The sequence below is a fragment of the Streptomyces sp. NPDC058620 genome (assembly GCF_042717135.1).
Lineage (GTDB): Bacteria > Actinomycetota > Actinomycetes > Streptomycetales > Streptomycetaceae > Streptomyces.
This window is the reverse complement of sequence record NZ_JBHXQO010000009.1, coordinates 24,716-38,140: the sequence shown is the minus strand read 5'-3', so window position 1 is coordinate 38,140 and position 13,425 is coordinate 24,716. Positions and strand designations below refer to the sequence as shown.

The window sequence follows — 13,425 nt, the reverse complement described above, 5'->3', positions numbered from 1 at the left end:
GGCGATGGAGGCGCGGGGTCCGGGGTGGAGCCCGAGGGGTGGGGGGCATGCCTCGCGGCACGCGAAAGGGCGCACCCGGTGAGCCGGGTGCGCCCTTCGCAGGCGCGGGCGCGCGGACGCGCAAGCGCGCAGGTTCAGGCTGCCGCGGACGTCAACGGTTGTAGCGCTCGCGCGTCTCGTCCGTCATGTCCTGGGCGCGGTCGCGAAGCCCGGACTGCTCCGAACCCCGTTCCGACTCGTGGGCCGAACGCTCGCGCGCCTGGCCCTTCTTGTCGCCCGTCTTCTTCTGCTTGGCCTGGTCGGCAAGCTCCTGCGCCTTGTCCTTGAACTGGTCGGCGATGCCCATGCTGTTCACTCCTATGTGGGGTGCGTGGGGGTGGCCCCGATGGCCGGGGCCTCGACCAGATTCACACGTCCGGACATTCCGCGCATTTCGATCACTTACTCTGCGTGCGCGCCTCCTGGTCAGCCGCGCCCCCGGCCCCCACCAGCCCCTTGCCGACGTTGCCCAGACGGTCCCCGAACCGCGCCATCTCACGCTGGCCGACGATCCCGATGACCGTCGGCAGATAGCCGCGTATCGACTGCATCCCCCGCAGCCACCACTGCGCGTACACGTGCGAGGAGCGCCGCTCGATCCCCGCCACGATCCGGTCGACGGCCGGGCCGAGCGGGTACGTGCGGTTCGACGGCCACGGCAGCCGCTGCCGCAGTTCGCGCATCACGTCGTCCTCGTCGGCGCCCCGCACCATGTCCGTGTCGGTCCAGGACAGATAGCCGACCCCGACGCGCACACCCCGGTATCCGACCTCGGCCCGCAGGCTGTGCGCGAACGCCTCGACGCCCGACTTCGACGCGCAGTACGCCGTCATCATCGGCGCCGGAGTGATCGCGGCCAGCGACGCGATCTGGAGGAAGTACCCGCGGCTCTCCATGAGCACCGGCAGGAACGCCCGCCCGGTCACCGCCCCGCCGATCAGGTTGACCTCGATGACCCGCCGCCACGCCCCCGGGTCGGAGTCGACGAACGGCCCGCCCGCGGCGACGCCCGCGTTCGCGACGACCACGTCGACCTTGCCGAACCGCTGCTTGACCTCCTGCGCTACCCGGGCCATCGCCACATGGTCGGTGACGTCCGCGTGCCAGTGGTCGCTCTCCCCGTGCAGCCGCTCGGAGACCTGCTTCAGCTCGTCCGGCTCCAGACCGACCAGCGCGAGCGTCGCACCGCGCGCCGACAGCTTGCGGGCCAGCAACTCCCCCACGCCGCGCGCCGCGCCCGTGACGACGACGACCTGCCCCTCAAGACTCCGCTTGCCGCTCATGCGACCTCCTCCTTGCCCGTGGCGGCCACCGCGACGTACTCGGTCACCAGTTCGCGGATCTTCGCCGTGACCACTTCCGGCGCTTCCACCGGTGTCATGTGGCCCATGCCCGTCAGCTCGGTCAGTCCCAGGCCCTGCGGGAGAGCCGCGGCTATGGCCCGCGCGTGCACCGGCGGCGTCAGCCGGTCGTCCGCACCCGCGATCACCGCGGTCGGCACCCGCAGCTCCCGTGCGCCCGCTTCGACGTCGAGGCCGGCGAGCACGTGCCCCCACGCCACCCGCGCCCGGCGCGGACACGCGTGCACGATCCTGGCGCAGGCATCGACCCGCTCCGGCGCCGAACCGGCGCCCATCGTCGCGTACTTGAGGATCTTCTTCGACAGCGGCGTGACCGGCCCGAGCGGCGCCCGCGCGCCGAGGACGGCACGGGTGAGACGGGTCCGGACCGCGCCTGCCTTCAGCGGGAGGACCAGCGACTCCGCGAGGAGCCGCGAACTGCCGGTGCTGCACAGCAGGACCGCCGCCGCGTGCTCCCGCAGTCCGGCCCGCCGCGACGCGGCCATCAGCGTCATCCCGCCCATGGAGTGCCCGGCGAGCACCGCCTTCTCGCCCGGGGCGAGAGTGGCCGCCAGTACGGCTTCGAGGTCGTCGGCGAGGGCGTTCGTGCTGTAGCCGGCGACACCGCCCTCGGGCGACCTGCCGTGTCCGCGCTGGTCGTACGCGATGACCCGGTGGTCGACGGCGAGGTCTCGTATCTGGGCGGCCCAGAAATGGGTGCTGCAGGTCCAGCCGTGCGCGAGCAGGACCGCGGGGGCGCCTTCGGGCCCGTGCAGTTCGACGTGGATGCGCGAGCCGTCGGCCGAGACCGCGGTCAGCTCGCGTACGGGTACGGGCGGCGCGTCCTCGCGCCGCAGCAGCCTGCTCATGCGACAGCCTCCTCGGCCGGTGCCCTGTCACCCTCGGCGGCTCCGGGCTTCCGTGCCCGGATCACCTCGTACTCCGCCAGATCGACCGACCGCGTCGCCCTGCGGAACTCGGCGGTCGTCCCCGGCCAGACCGTGGTGTTGCGCCCCTCGGAGTCGAGGTACCAGCTGGTGCAGCCGCCGGTGTTCCACACGGTGCGCTTCATCCGCTCCTGGACCCGGTGGTTCCACGCCGTCACCGCCGACTGGCGTGCGCCGAGCGCGGCGCGTCCGCCCAGGACGTCCAGCCGGCGCAGATAGTCGGCCATGTAGTTCAGCTGGGACTCGATCATCAGGATCATGGAGGAGTTGCCGAGCCCGGTGTTGGGCCCGATGATCGTCATCCAGTTGGGGAAGCCGACCGCGGTCGCGCCGCGCAGCGCCTCCATGCCGCCCTTCCAGTGCTCGGCGAGCGTGATGCCCTCTGCGCCGACGACCCGCTCGGCGATCGGCATGTCCGTCACGTGGAAGCCGGTGCCGAAGATGATCGCGTCGACCTCGGTCTCCGTACCATCGGATGCGACGACCGTGGAGCCGCGCACCTCGGTCAGACCCGAGGCGACCACATCCACGTTGGGCTGGGCGAGCGCCGGGTAGTAGGCGCTGGACAGCAGGATGCGCTTGCAGCCGATGCGGTACGAGGGCGTCAGCTTGGCCCGCAGCGCCGGGTCCTTGATCGACCGGGCGATGTTGGCCTTGGCGATCCGCTCCACCATGCCGAGCTGGTTCGGGTGCTTGGTGAACGCGCTGACCTGCAGCTCCCTGATACCCCAGAGCAGTCCACGACGCGCGGTGCCGGTGATGGGCAGAGCGCGGTGGAGCCACTTCTCGGCGGCGCTGATGGCCCGGTCCATCCGCGGCATGACCCACGGCGGGGTGCGCTGGAAGAGCGTCACCCTGGCGGCCTTCGGCTGGATGGCCGGGACGATCTGGATGGCGGAGGCGCCGGTGCCGATCATCGCGACGCGCTTGCCGGTCAGGTCGTAGTCGTGGTCCCAGCGGGCCGAGTGGAAGACCTTGCCGGGGAAGTCGGCGAGTCCGGGGATGTCGGGCATCTTCGGGTCGGAGAGCGGGCCGGTCGCGGAGACGACGGCATCGGCGGTGAGCGTGGCGCCGTTGGCGCACTCGATGAGCCAGTGCAGCTCGTCGTTGTCCCAGTGCATCACGGTCACTTCGTGGTCGAGCCTGATGTGCGGGCGCAGACCGAAGGTGTCGGCGACGTGCTCCAGGTAGGCGCGGATGTGCTCCTGCCCGGAAAAGGTGCGCGGCCACTCGGGGTTGGGGGCGAAGGAGAACGAGTAGAGGTGGGACGGTACGTCACAGGCGCAGCCCGGATAGCTGTTGTCGCGCCAGGTGCCGCCGACCGAACCGGCCCGTTCCAGGACGACGAAGTCGGTGGTGCCTTCGCGGCGCAGCCGGACAGCGGCGCCGAGGCCCCCGAAACCGGATCCGATCACCGCCACTCGTACATGCTCGTGCTGGGCCATGCTGCCGCCTCCCGCGGTACGTCACACGACTCTGCCAGCAACCACTGGCATTGTTGGGAGAGTAGAGCAGCACCGTACTGATGGGTAGGGGTCGGACGAAGGAAAGTTACCGGCGGTACAACATAGGGTGCCCCTGTGGCAGAAGGACGCGAGCACCGTGAGTACCGCATGGAGGAACTGGCCAAGGAGGCCGGCATCTCCGTACGGACCCTGCGCTTCTACCGGGAGCGCGGACTCATCCCTCCGCCGCGCCGCGAGGGCCGTATCGCCTGGTACGACGACCACCACCTGGCCCGGCTGCGCACGGTGACGGGCCTGCTGGAACGCGGACACACCCTCAACGGCATCGCCGACCTCGCCGCCACCTTCGACAGCGGCCGCGACGTCGCCGAGGTGCTCGGCCTGGGCGAACCGACCGAGGAGGTCCCGGTCCGGCTCAGCCCCGAGCAGCTCGCCGACTACTTCGAGGGCGAGGCCACCCCGGAGAACCTCGCCGCCGCCCTCGACCTGGGCTACCTCGGCACCGACGGCGACGAGATCGTGCACATCAGCCGCCGGCTCCTGGACGTGTCGGCGGAGCTCGTACGGGAAGGGGTGCCGCTCGCCACCGTGCTCGACACGGGCCGCCGCGTCCGCGAGCACGCCGACGCCCTCGCCGAGCTCTTCGTCGAGGTCCTGCGCGCCCACACCGCCGAACAGGGACCGGCCCAACTCCGCCCGCTGGCCCGGGCCGTGGTGGATGCCGAGCTCTCCATGGCCCTGGACCGGAGACTGCGCCGCGACGACACCGCCCCGCACCCGGACGACACCCGGACAGGCACCTGACCGACCCGGAAGGCGCGCCGGCCCCGACGGACACCTGACCGGTCCGGAAGGCGCGCCGGCCCCAACGGACACCTGAGGCCCGGAAGGCGCGCCGGCCCCCCGACGCAGAGGCCGGACGGGCACGGTCACCGTCCGGCCCCCGCCTCACCTCTCGTACGTGACCGTCACCGGCGCGTGGTCGCTCCACCGCTCGCCGTGCGTGGCGGCGCGCTCGACCCACGCCTTGACCGCGCGTGCGGCCAGCCCCGGGGTCGCCACCTGGTAGTCGATGCGCCACCCCGAGTCGTTGTCGAAGGCCCGCCCGCGGTAGGACCACCAGGAGTACGGCCCCTCGGTGTCCGGATGCAGCGCCCGCATCACGTCGACGTACTCGGCCTCGTCGAAGACCCGGGTCAGCCAGGCGCGCTCCTCCGGGAGGAATCCGGAGCTCTTCCTGTTGGCCTTCCAGTTCTTCAGGTCGGCCTCCTGGTGCGCGATGTTCCAGTCGCCGCAGACCAGGACCTCGCGGCCCTCGGCCGCCGACCGTTCCCTGAGCCCCTTCAGATACGGCAGGAACGCGGCCATGAACCGCTCCTTCTCCTCCTGCCGCTCCGTACCGACCTCACCGGAGGGCAGGTAGAGGCTCGCGACCGTGACTCCGGGCAGGTCCACCTCGACGTACCGGCCGCTCGCGTCGAACTCCGCACCCTCGGCCCCGCCGAAGCCGCCGAAACCGATCTGCACCCGCTCGGGCGCGTGCCGCGTGTAGAGGGAGACGCCGGCCCGGCCCTTGGCGGCGGCGGGCGCGTGGACGGCGTGCCAGCCCTCGGGCTCCCGCACCTCGGCGGGGAGCTGCTGCGGCTCGGCCCGGACCTCCTGGAGACAGATCACGTCGGCGTCGGTCCCGGCCAGCCACTCGACGAAGCCCTTTTTCGCGGCGGCACGGAGGCCGTTTACATTTGCGGAGGTGACAGTGAGCATCGGAGCACAGTACCGAGAGCCCGGATCGCATACATGTACCATCGACCGTATGAATATCCAGCCGCGGCCTTTCGACCACCCCGATGCCGTCAAACTCAACGACCAGGTCCAGCTCGAATACGCCGAGCGCTACGGGGACGAGGGGGACATCACACCCCTCGACCCGACCATGTTCGATCCGCCGCACGGGCTGTATCTGCTCGCCTACGACGAGGCGGAGCGCCCGGTCGCCACCGGCGGCTGGCGCTCCCAGGACAGGAACGAGCAGGGCTACTCCGACGGCGACGCCGAGATCAAGCGGATGTTCGTGGTGCCCGAAGGCCGCGGACACGGCCTGGCCCGGCGCATCCTCGCCGCCCTGGAGGCCGACGCGCGCGCCGCGGGCCGTACGCGCATGGTCCTGGAGACCGGCGACCAGCAGCCCGAGGCGATCGCCCTGTACACCTCCAGCGGCTACGCGCCCTGCCCCAAGTTCGGCCACTACCGGGAGTACACGAGCAGCATCTGCATGGCAAAGCCGCTCCAGCAGCCGCAGCCCTGAGCGGCCTCACAAGCAGGCGAGGAACCCGAGCAGCGCGGCGTTGAACCGTTCCGGCTGCTCCAGGTTGGGCAGGTGCCCGGCCCGGTCGACGACGGCGAGTCCGGAGCCCGGGATCAGCGCGTGCGTCACCCGGGCGTCCTCGACGGGCGTATAGCTGTCGTCCGCGCCGACCACGACGAGGACCGGCACCCGGGCCCCGGCGAGCGACTCCCGGTAGTCGGGGCGCTCAGCACGCCCGCGCAGGGCGGCGGCGGCCCCCTCGGGCGCGGTGCCACGCATCATGCCCAGGACATGGGCGGCGACGTCGGGCAGCTCCGTCACGTTGTACGGGGCCAGCATCCTGTCGATCACCTCGTCCGCGTACCCGCCCATCCCCTCGGCGAGCAGCCGGTCGGCCATGCCGTTGCGGACGACCCTGCCCTCCTCGGTCTCGGCGACCGGTGAGGTGTCGGCGAGGACCAGCCCGGCCACGCGTGCCCCGTACCCGCGATGGAACTCCATGGCGATCTGCCCGCCCATGGACAGCCCGCAGACCACCGCCCGCCGGACACCCAGGTGGTCGAGGAGCGCGGCGATGTCATCGGCGAAGTCCGACAGCAGGGTGCGCCCCGGCACCACGCCGCTGGCTCCGTAGCCGCGCAGATCGGGCGCGATCACCCGGAATCCGGCCCGCACGAGCACCTCCACCTGCGGCCGCCACATGGTCCGGTCGAACGGATGCCCGTGCACGAGGACGACAGGCGGACCGCTGGACGGTCCCAGGTCGTCGTAGGCGGTGACGAAGCCGTGCCGCGTGGTGAATTCCATACCGATCCCCCTGCTCGCCCTGCCCGAAGCATCCACCTGCTTGATCGAATAATAGGTACGCGGCCCCACCGTGAACATGCGGCGGATAAGGGGAAGTTGCAACGCCCAGCTGAGCCCCGTACGCCTGGAGCGGACGCAGGTCCGGACAGTGGCCGGCTGACCATTTCAGTTCGTTGCTCCCGGGAAACGCACCGTGACAATATTCGACGAGTGTTCGACTACGGGGACGACGCCGATGACATGGCCGGGCCGCCCGCCCGGCGTTCAAAGATCTCTGACTTGGCCGACTGGCCTGCGCCCGACGTGCCGCCGTCGCTGCGTGAGGCGCCGAGATCGGCCGCTGTCAAGACGCCGCAGGGCGACCCGACATCGGCTGCTCGACACGAGTTTGCAGTGTTGCTGGGTGAGTTCCGGCGAACGGCGGTGCTAGTACCGCTGGATGAGGCCGGTGATCCGTGGTCGGCGGAGCAGAACGGTGTGTGCTGGATCTGTGCGTTCTCGGACGAAGAGGCTTTGGCCCGGTTCGCGCGGGCTCGTGGGGACGCCGAGCGGGAGTGGGAGTACCGGGCGGTGTTGGGTGCGCGGTTGTTGGATGTGATGGTGCCGATGCTGCCGCGGCCTGCGGGGGTGGCGCTGGATGCGGGCAGTGAGGACGGCATGTTGTTTCCGCCGGTGGCGGGCATCGTGCCGGACGCGGTTGCGGTGGATCTCGGGGGGATGCAGTGAGCGGGGAGAGTCCTGATCTTGATGTGCCGCCGGAGGCGTTGGCCGCGATCGCGAAGGGGATCGACCTGGCGCACGCGGAGTTGAAGGAGCTCGGGTTCATCGGCCAGGCGTCGACGGGGCGGGGGTTTTCGGATCTTGCGTTGTCGGGGCTGGAGTTGGGGCACGGCGGGCTGGCGTCGGAGTTCCAGACGTTCTGTGACCGCTGGGAGTGGGGTGTGCGGGCTCTGACGCAGAAGGGGAACGGCTTCGCGCTCGGGGTCGGGTTGTCGGCTGGTTCTTTCGCGGAGCAGGAGCAGTACATCAAGGACTCGTTCAAGGTCGGTGTGAATTCCCTGAACGGGAATCCTCACCTGTCCGAGGACGAGGTCAAGGCGATGAGCTGGGACACGATCAGCAGTCAGTCCGCGTACGACAACCCGGACTACAGCGCGGAGTCGATGATCGAGGCCCACGGCGAGGTCCAGCAGAACTGGCAGAACACCGTCTACGACGTGGAGGACTCCGCACTCGACTCGATGGAGCGCAGCGGACTGATCGACCCGGGGGTGCGGGCGGCGGCGGATGAACGGCTCAAGGAGCAGCTTGATCCGTCGCAGGAGACGATCGATCAGGCCGAGCAGCCGCGGTGGGGGGAGAGTCGCTGATGGTGGACTGGGGAAAGCTCGGTGGAGACCTCTACGACGGGGCCGGCAATCTCGTCGACAAGGGCAAGGAGCTCGTCGGCGAGGGGATCGACAAGGGCACTGATGTGCTCGGCTCGGGCTTGGAGAAGGTCGGTGCCGACTCGTTGGCGGACTCGGTCGAGGACTGGGGCGATGAGACCGCGTCCTCGCTGGGTGCGGAGGTCGGTGAGCAGCAGCTCGGGCAGAGCGAGGAAGCGAACGAGCTGATCCACGGCAGGCCGGAGAAGATCGCCGCGGCGGTGAAGAACCTCCGGGACTTCCAGAAGGCGTTCGATCTCGTCGGCGGCGGGATGAAACGGCTCGACTCCGGTCACTGGAAGGGCGTGGCCGCCGACTCCTTCCGGGAAAAATTCCAGACCCTGCCCACCGACTGGCTGCGGGCGGCGGATGCGTTCGAGGACGCGGCCACGGCGCTGGAGGCGTACGCACAGACGGTCAGCAGCGCGCAGGCAAAGGCGCGTGAGGCGATCGCTCTCTACAAGGAGGGCAAGCAGGACTACGAGACGGCTGCTGCCGCGTTCCGGGAGAAGGCGGCGGCGTACGACGCGGTCCGCAACACCGATCACCCGCTTCCGCATCCGGGGGAGTTCTCCGATCCGGGCACGGTCAAACGGCAGCACGCACAGGAGATCCTCGAAGGTGCCCGGCGAGCGCGCAACGAGGCTGCCGAAGCGGCCAAGGGTGCCGTCACCGCTGCCATGGCCCATGCTCCGAAGGAGCCCACCGGCCTGGACCGGGCGAAACAGGAGCTTGTCGACTACGGCGTGGGCCAGGGCATCGAGCTGGCCCATTTCGGTGGTGGTGTCATCAAGGGCACCGCGGGTTTGGTGAACTTCGTCCGCTCGGTCAATCCACAGGATCCGTACAACCTGACGCACCCGGCCGAGTACTACAAGGGCGTCAACATGACGCTGGCCGGCCTCGTCTCCACCGCCGCCAACCCCGACCGGGCGCTCAAGAACGCCTGGGACGCCGCCAAGGGCGACCCCTCCGAATTCTTCGGCCGACTCATACCCGAGCTGGTCGGCACCAAGGGCGGCGGTCTGATCAAGGGCGGCCTGCGGGCCGGAATGAAGGACCTGGCCGACAGTCCGACGGGCAAGAACCGGCACGGCCACGAGAAGAATCCCGACTCCAGCGCCAAGAAGTGCAGCGAAGTCAAGTGCGCCGGAGACCCCGTCGACGTCGCGACCGGTCGCATGCTGCTCCCGCAGACGGACATCGTGCTACCGGGATCGCTGCCCCTGGTCTTCGAGCGCGTCTTTGACTCCTCCTACCGAGCAGGCCGCTGGTTCGGATCCGGTTGGTCGAGCACGGTCGACCAACGGTTGGAGATCGACGCGGAGGGAGTGGTGTTCAGCTGCGACGAAGGCAGTCTGCTCGCCTATCCGCATCCCGCACCCGGCGCACCCGTCTTGCCCACGCACGGCCGGCGCTGGCCCCTGGACCGGGTGAGCGACGGCTACACCGTCACCGACCCGGAAACCGGCAAGGTCCGGCACTTCGTCGACCACCCCAGTGGAGAGCTGGCGCTTCTGGCTCAGATCGACGACCGCAACGGCCGATGGATCACCTTCGAGTACGACGAGGCCGGTGCCCCGACGTCGATCGCGCACCACGGCGGCTACCACCTGAAGCTCACCACGAGTGAAGGAAGGGTCACCGCCCTGCACCTGGCAGGCGCCGCTCCCGACGGCACTGACCAGGAGATCCTCCGCTACGGCTACACCGACGGCCACCTCACCGAAGTCACCAACTCCTCAGGCCGCCCCCTGCGCTTCGACTGCGACGAGCTGGGCCGCATCACCGCATGGACGGACACCAACGGCAGCCGGTACGAGTACGTCTACGACGAACACGACCGCTGCGTGTACCAGACCGGCACCAACGGCCACCTCGAAGCCCACTTCACCTGGGACGACACCGACCCCGACACCGGCCTGCGCATGACGTCCATGACGGACGGCATGGGCCACACCACGCGATACGTGATCAACGCCCGCTCCCAGGTCGTCACCGAGATCAACGCCCTGGCAGCGGTCACCCGCTTCGAGCACGACCGCTACCACCGACTGCTGTCTGTCACGGACCCGCTCGGACACATCACCCGCTCCACATACGACGAGCACGGCCGCCTCACCTCGGTGGTCCGCCCGGACGGGCGAGAGATGACCGCCGACTACAACGCCCTGGGCCTACCGGTACGGGTCAGGGGCGCGAACGGGACGATCACTCGGCAGACCTACGACGAACACGGCAACCGTACGTCGGTCACCGAGGTCTCGGGCGCGACAACGGCCTACACGTACGACGAGGCCGGACACCTCACGTCCGTGACCGATGCACTCGGACACCGCACAGTGGTGCGGTGCGACGCGGCTGGTCTGCCCGCCGAGATCACCGACCCACTGGGCGCAACTACACGCTACGAGCGCGACTCCTTCGGCCGGCCGGCGACAATAACCGACGCACTGAGGGCTGTCACCCAGTTCACCTGGACCACGGAGGGGAGGCTCGCTCACCGGATCAGTGCTGACGGCAGTACAGAGTCGTGGACCTACGACGGCGAAGGCAACTGCACCACCCACACCGACCAGATCGGCGGCGTGACCCGCTTCGACTACACCCACTTCGACCTGCTGACCGCCCGCACCGGCCCTGACGGCGTCCGCTACGAGTTCGAGCATGACGCCACCCTTCGCCTCACCCACGTGACCAACCCCCAGGACTTGACCTGGACGTATGAATACAACGCCGCAGGCCGCCTGATCCGCGAGACCGACTTCGACGACCGCGTCCAGCTCTACACCCACGACGCCGCCGGCCGCCTGGCCTCCCGCACCAACTCCCACGGCCAGACGATCACCTTTGAGCGCAACGAACTCGGCCAGGTCCTGCGCAAGAACGCCGACGGCAAGGCAACGACGTACGAGTACGACTTCACCGACCAGTTGGCCCAGGCCACCAACGACGACGCGACCTTGATGCTGCTGCGCGACCGGCAGGGCCGACTCATCTCGGAAACCGTTAACGGCCGCACCCTCAAACACAGCTACGACGAGCTGGGGCGCCGCACGAGCCGAACGACACCCACCGGCACGGAAAGCACCTGGGCATACGACGTATTGGGCAACCCGACGACCCTCACCACCCACGGCCACACCCTCACCTTCACCTACGACGCGGCCGGCCGCGAAGCCTCTCGCCGCCTGGGTGAAATGACCTTCACCAACGCCTACGACACCGTCGGCCGCCTCACTGTCCAGACCGTCAACGGTCCCGCCGACCGTGTGATCCAACATCGCGCGTACACCTACCGCCCCGACGGCTACGTCACGCGCATCGACGACTACCTCGGCGGCACCCGCCACTACGGCCTCGGCCCTACCGGCCGTGTCACCTCGGTCCGTGCCGCAACCTGGTCGGAGTCCTACGCCTACGACTCCGCCGGCAACCAGACCGATGCCGACTGGCCCGACGCTCACCCGGGAGCCGAAGCACGGGGATTGCGCACGTACGAGGGCACCCGCATCACCCGCGCCGGTGTCATCCGCTACGAACATGACGCCTCCGGACGCATCACCCTGCGCCAGAAGAGCCGTCTGTCCCGCAAGCCGGACACCTGGCGCTACACCTGGGACGCCGAAGATCGCCTCACCTCGGTCATCACCCCGGACGGCACCCGCTGGCGCTACCACTACGATCCACTGGCCCGCCGAATCGACAAGCAGCGCATGGCTGCCGACGGAGAGACCGTCGTCGAACAAGTCGATTTCACCTGGGACGGCACCACCCTCTGCGAACAAACCACACGCGGCGAAGGCATAGCCAATCCCGTAACTCTCACCTGGAACCACCAGGGGCTCAACCCCCTCACCCAAACCGAACGAATAACCACTTTCGAAGCGGAGCAACATGAGATTGACTCGCGCTTTTTCGGAATCATCACGGACCTGATCGGCACCCCCACCCAACTCGCCAACGAGGAGGGAATTCTCGTGTGGCACAGCCGCGCCACACTCTGGGGCTCCACTACGTGGACGAAAGACAGTAGCGCTTACACACCGCTCCGCTTCCCTGGCCAATATCACGACCCTGAAACCGGACTTCATTACAATTTTCACCGACATTACGAACCAGGTACAGGAAGGTACACCTCACCAGACCCTCTTGGGCTGGCCCCCGCCCCAAATTCTTCGTCATACGCCATCAACCCTCACACCATGTGCGATCCACTGGGCCTGATGCCCTCAGAGTGCAAGAAAGTCGCTTATGGAAAAACGAAGGGCGAAGGTCAGGACCTCAAGCGTTCGGCCACAGTCGGCAACGATGAATGGCAGTTCAATACCGGCCATGGATTTGATCGCGCCCACGCAGGCGCTAATGGGGTTCCGAACGACCTGCGGACCACCGGCCTTACGCCTGACCAGATCGAGCAGGGAATCGTTGACTCCGTGTACGGCCACATAGAAAATGGGGGAACCATACCCCGGGTAGGCCCTGGGTTCACCGGGCCGCTGGACGGGGAGATGAAGATAGACGGACACAGCATTGGGTTCCGCGTTTCCCAGACGCCCGATAACGTGTACCGTGTGGCTACGTACTGGCTCAATCCTTAAAGAAATAGGCTTATGTCTGACCTGACTCGACTGACTCGTGAATTGATCGGATCGACACAGGAGGAAAATACCTCGAAGATCCCTGATCCAGTGCGAGATTTCATCGAAAAAATCACATTCGCCACACCCGAGGATATCCTCGCCGCTGTGCATGACGTACTGGCCGAGGATTGGATGGCGATGCCGGTTTGGGCCCGCAATCTCGCTTACCGGCTTGTCTGCTTGCAGCGCCCAGACGATGCCGAACTGCTACGCGAAGCGGCAGCCGACCTGTTCTCCTTCGGTCCCGACTGGGACGAAGTCGCAGAAGAGCTGAGAGCTCGAGCAACACGACTGGAAGAATGATTCGATACAAGGCGTTCTGGTCGGCATCACACCCGGTCAAGAAGCTATCGATGTTGAGGGGTGGGTCTATGGGTTGCGGGGGAACTCCAGTAGCCCGCTGCACCGTCGAGCGCCTCACGCGCGCCGACTGCCTGCCCGGGGTGGCTAA

12 protein-coding genes are annotated in these 13,425 nt (G+C 68.4%); 6 read left to right on the top strand and 6 right to left on the bottom strand.

Annotation, left to right across the window (positions count from 1 at the left end):
- Nucleotides 1–151 precede the first annotated feature (151 nt).
- The 4 genes from ACFWSK_RS12015 to ACFWSK_RS12000 form a co-directional block, all read right to left on the bottom strand.
- Nucleotides 152–346, bottom strand: coding sequence for a hypothetical protein (locus tag ACFWSK_RS12015; RefSeq protein WP_383783765.1), 195 nt, complete (start codon nucleotides 344–346; stop codon nucleotides 152–154).
- A 91-nt stretch (nucleotides 347–437) separates the two neighbouring features.
- Nucleotides 438–1,322: an SDR family oxidoreductase gene (locus ACFWSK_RS12010; RefSeq protein ID WP_383783764.1), complete on the bottom strand. Its 885-nt coding sequence runs from the start codon at nucleotides 1,320–1,322 to the stop codon at nucleotides 438–440.
- Nucleotides 1,319–2,248, bottom strand: a complete 930-nt coding sequence (locus ACFWSK_RS12005) for an alpha/beta fold hydrolase (protein WP_383783763.1) — start codon at nucleotides 2,246–2,248, stop codon at nucleotides 1,319–1,321. Before ACFWSK_RS12005 ends, ACFWSK_RS12010 begins: the two co-directional genes overlap by 4 nt.
- Entirely contained in the window at nucleotides 2,245–3,771 is a 1,527-nt protein-coding gene (locus tag ACFWSK_RS12000; RefSeq protein WP_383783762.1) for a flavin-containing monooxygenase, read from the bottom strand. The genes ACFWSK_RS12005 and ACFWSK_RS12000 overlap by 4 nt, the downstream gene beginning before the upstream one ends.
- Before the next feature lie 168 nt (nucleotides 3,772–3,939).
- Here ACFWSK_RS12000 and ACFWSK_RS11995 point away from each other — a divergent pair, with 168 nt between their 5' ends.
- Entirely contained in the window at nucleotides 3,940–4,596 is a 657-nt protein-coding gene (locus ACFWSK_RS11995) for a MerR family transcriptional regulator (protein ID WP_383784028.1), read from the top strand.
- A 144-nt stretch (nucleotides 4,597–4,740) separates the two neighbouring features.
- Here ACFWSK_RS11995 and ACFWSK_RS11990 read toward each other — a convergent pair whose 3' ends face one another.
- Nucleotides 4,741–5,556, bottom strand: a complete 816-nt coding sequence (locus ACFWSK_RS11990) for an exodeoxyribonuclease III (protein ID WP_383783761.1) — start codon at nucleotides 5,554–5,556, stop codon at nucleotides 4,741–4,743.
- 49 nt (nucleotides 5,557–5,605) lie between these two features.
- Between ACFWSK_RS11990 and ACFWSK_RS11985 the strand changes: the two genes are divergently transcribed.
- Nucleotides 5,606–6,097 (top strand): GNAT family N-acetyltransferase, encoded by a 492-nt coding sequence (locus tag ACFWSK_RS11985; protein ID WP_383783760.1) that lies wholly within the window; start codon nucleotides 5,606–5,608, stop codon nucleotides 6,095–6,097.
- A gap of 6 nt (nucleotides 6,098–6,103) precedes the next feature.
- Here ACFWSK_RS11985 and ACFWSK_RS11980 read toward each other — a convergent pair whose 3' ends face one another.
- The gene (locus ACFWSK_RS11980; RefSeq protein ID WP_383783759.1) at nucleotides 6,104–6,904 is read right to left on the bottom strand and encodes an alpha/beta fold hydrolase; all 801 of its coding nucleotides are present in this window, start codon (nucleotides 6,902–6,904) and stop codon (nucleotides 6,104–6,106) included.
- Between the two features lie 210 nt (nucleotides 6,905–7,114).
- Between ACFWSK_RS11980 and ACFWSK_RS11975 the strand changes: the two genes are divergently transcribed.
- Genes ACFWSK_RS11975 through ACFWSK_RS11960 form a run of 4 tightly spaced genes read left to right on the top strand, consistent with a single transcriptional unit; the run spans nucleotide 7,115 to nucleotide 13,277 of the window.
- On the top strand, nucleotides 7,115–7,630 hold the full coding sequence (locus ACFWSK_RS11975; RefSeq protein ID WP_383783758.1) for an SseB family protein: 516 nt from the start codon (nucleotides 7,115–7,117) through the stop codon (nucleotides 7,628–7,630).
- Nucleotides 7,627–8,274 carry a hypothetical protein gene (locus ACFWSK_RS11970; protein ID WP_383783757.1) on the top strand — a complete coding sequence of 216 codons (648 nt, stop codon included), beginning with the start codon at nucleotides 7,627–7,629 and terminating at the stop codon, nucleotides 8,272–8,274. Before ACFWSK_RS11975 ends, ACFWSK_RS11970 begins: the two co-directional genes overlap by 4 nt.
- Nucleotides 8,274–12,932: a putative T7SS-secreted protein gene (locus tag ACFWSK_RS11965; RefSeq protein WP_383783756.1), complete on the top strand. Its 4,659-nt coding sequence runs from the start codon at nucleotides 8,274–8,276 to the stop codon at nucleotides 12,930–12,932. Before ACFWSK_RS11970 ends, ACFWSK_RS11965 begins: the two co-directional genes overlap by 1 nt.
- Nucleotides 12,933–12,944: 12 nt before the next feature.
- Nucleotides 12,945–13,277, top strand: coding sequence for a hypothetical protein (locus tag ACFWSK_RS11960; protein ID WP_383783755.1), 333 nt, complete (start codon nucleotides 12,945–12,947; stop codon nucleotides 13,275–13,277).
- The last annotated feature ends 148 nt before the right edge of the window (nucleotides 13,278–13,425 follow it).

Excerpts from the sequence above, each read along its gene's own strand:
- ACFWSK_RS11980 (WP_383783759.1), bottom strand. The coding sequence starts at position 6,904 with ATGGAATTCACCACGCGGCACGGCTTCGTCACCGCCTACGACGACCTG.
- ACFWSK_RS11990 (WP_383783761.1), bottom strand. The coding sequence starts at position 5,556 with ATGCTCACTGTCACCTCCGCAAATGTAAACGGCCTCCGTGCCGCCGCG.
- ACFWSK_RS12010 (WP_383783764.1), bottom strand. The coding sequence starts at position 1,322 with ATGAGCGGCAAGCGGAGTCTTGAGGGGCAGGTCGTCGTCGTCACGGGC.
- ACFWSK_RS12015 (WP_383783765.1), bottom strand. The coding sequence starts at position 346 with ATGGGCATCGCCGACCAGTTCAAGGACAAGGCGCAGGAGCTTGCCGAC.
- ACFWSK_RS11995 (WP_383784028.1), top strand. The coding sequence starts at position 3,940 with ATGGAGGAACTGGCCAAGGAGGCCGGCATCTCCGTACGGACCCTGCGC.
- ACFWSK_RS12005 (WP_383783763.1), bottom strand. The coding sequence starts at position 2,248 with ATGAGCAGGCTGCTGCGGCGCGAGGACGCGCCGCCCGTACCCGTACGC.
- ACFWSK_RS12000 (WP_383783762.1), bottom strand. The coding sequence starts at position 3,771 with ATGGCCCAGCACGAGCATGTACGAGTGGCGGTGATCGGATCCGGTTTC.
- ACFWSK_RS11965 (WP_383783756.1), top strand. The coding sequence starts at position 8,274 with ATGGTGGACTGGGGAAAGCTCGGTGGAGACCTCTACGACGGGGCCGGC.
- ACFWSK_RS11985 (WP_383783760.1), top strand. The coding sequence starts at position 5,606 with ATGAATATCCAGCCGCGGCCTTTCGACCACCCCGATGCCGTCAAACTC.
- ACFWSK_RS11960 (WP_383783755.1), top strand. The coding sequence starts at position 12,945 with ATGTCTGACCTGACTCGACTGACTCGTGAATTGATCGGATCGACACAG.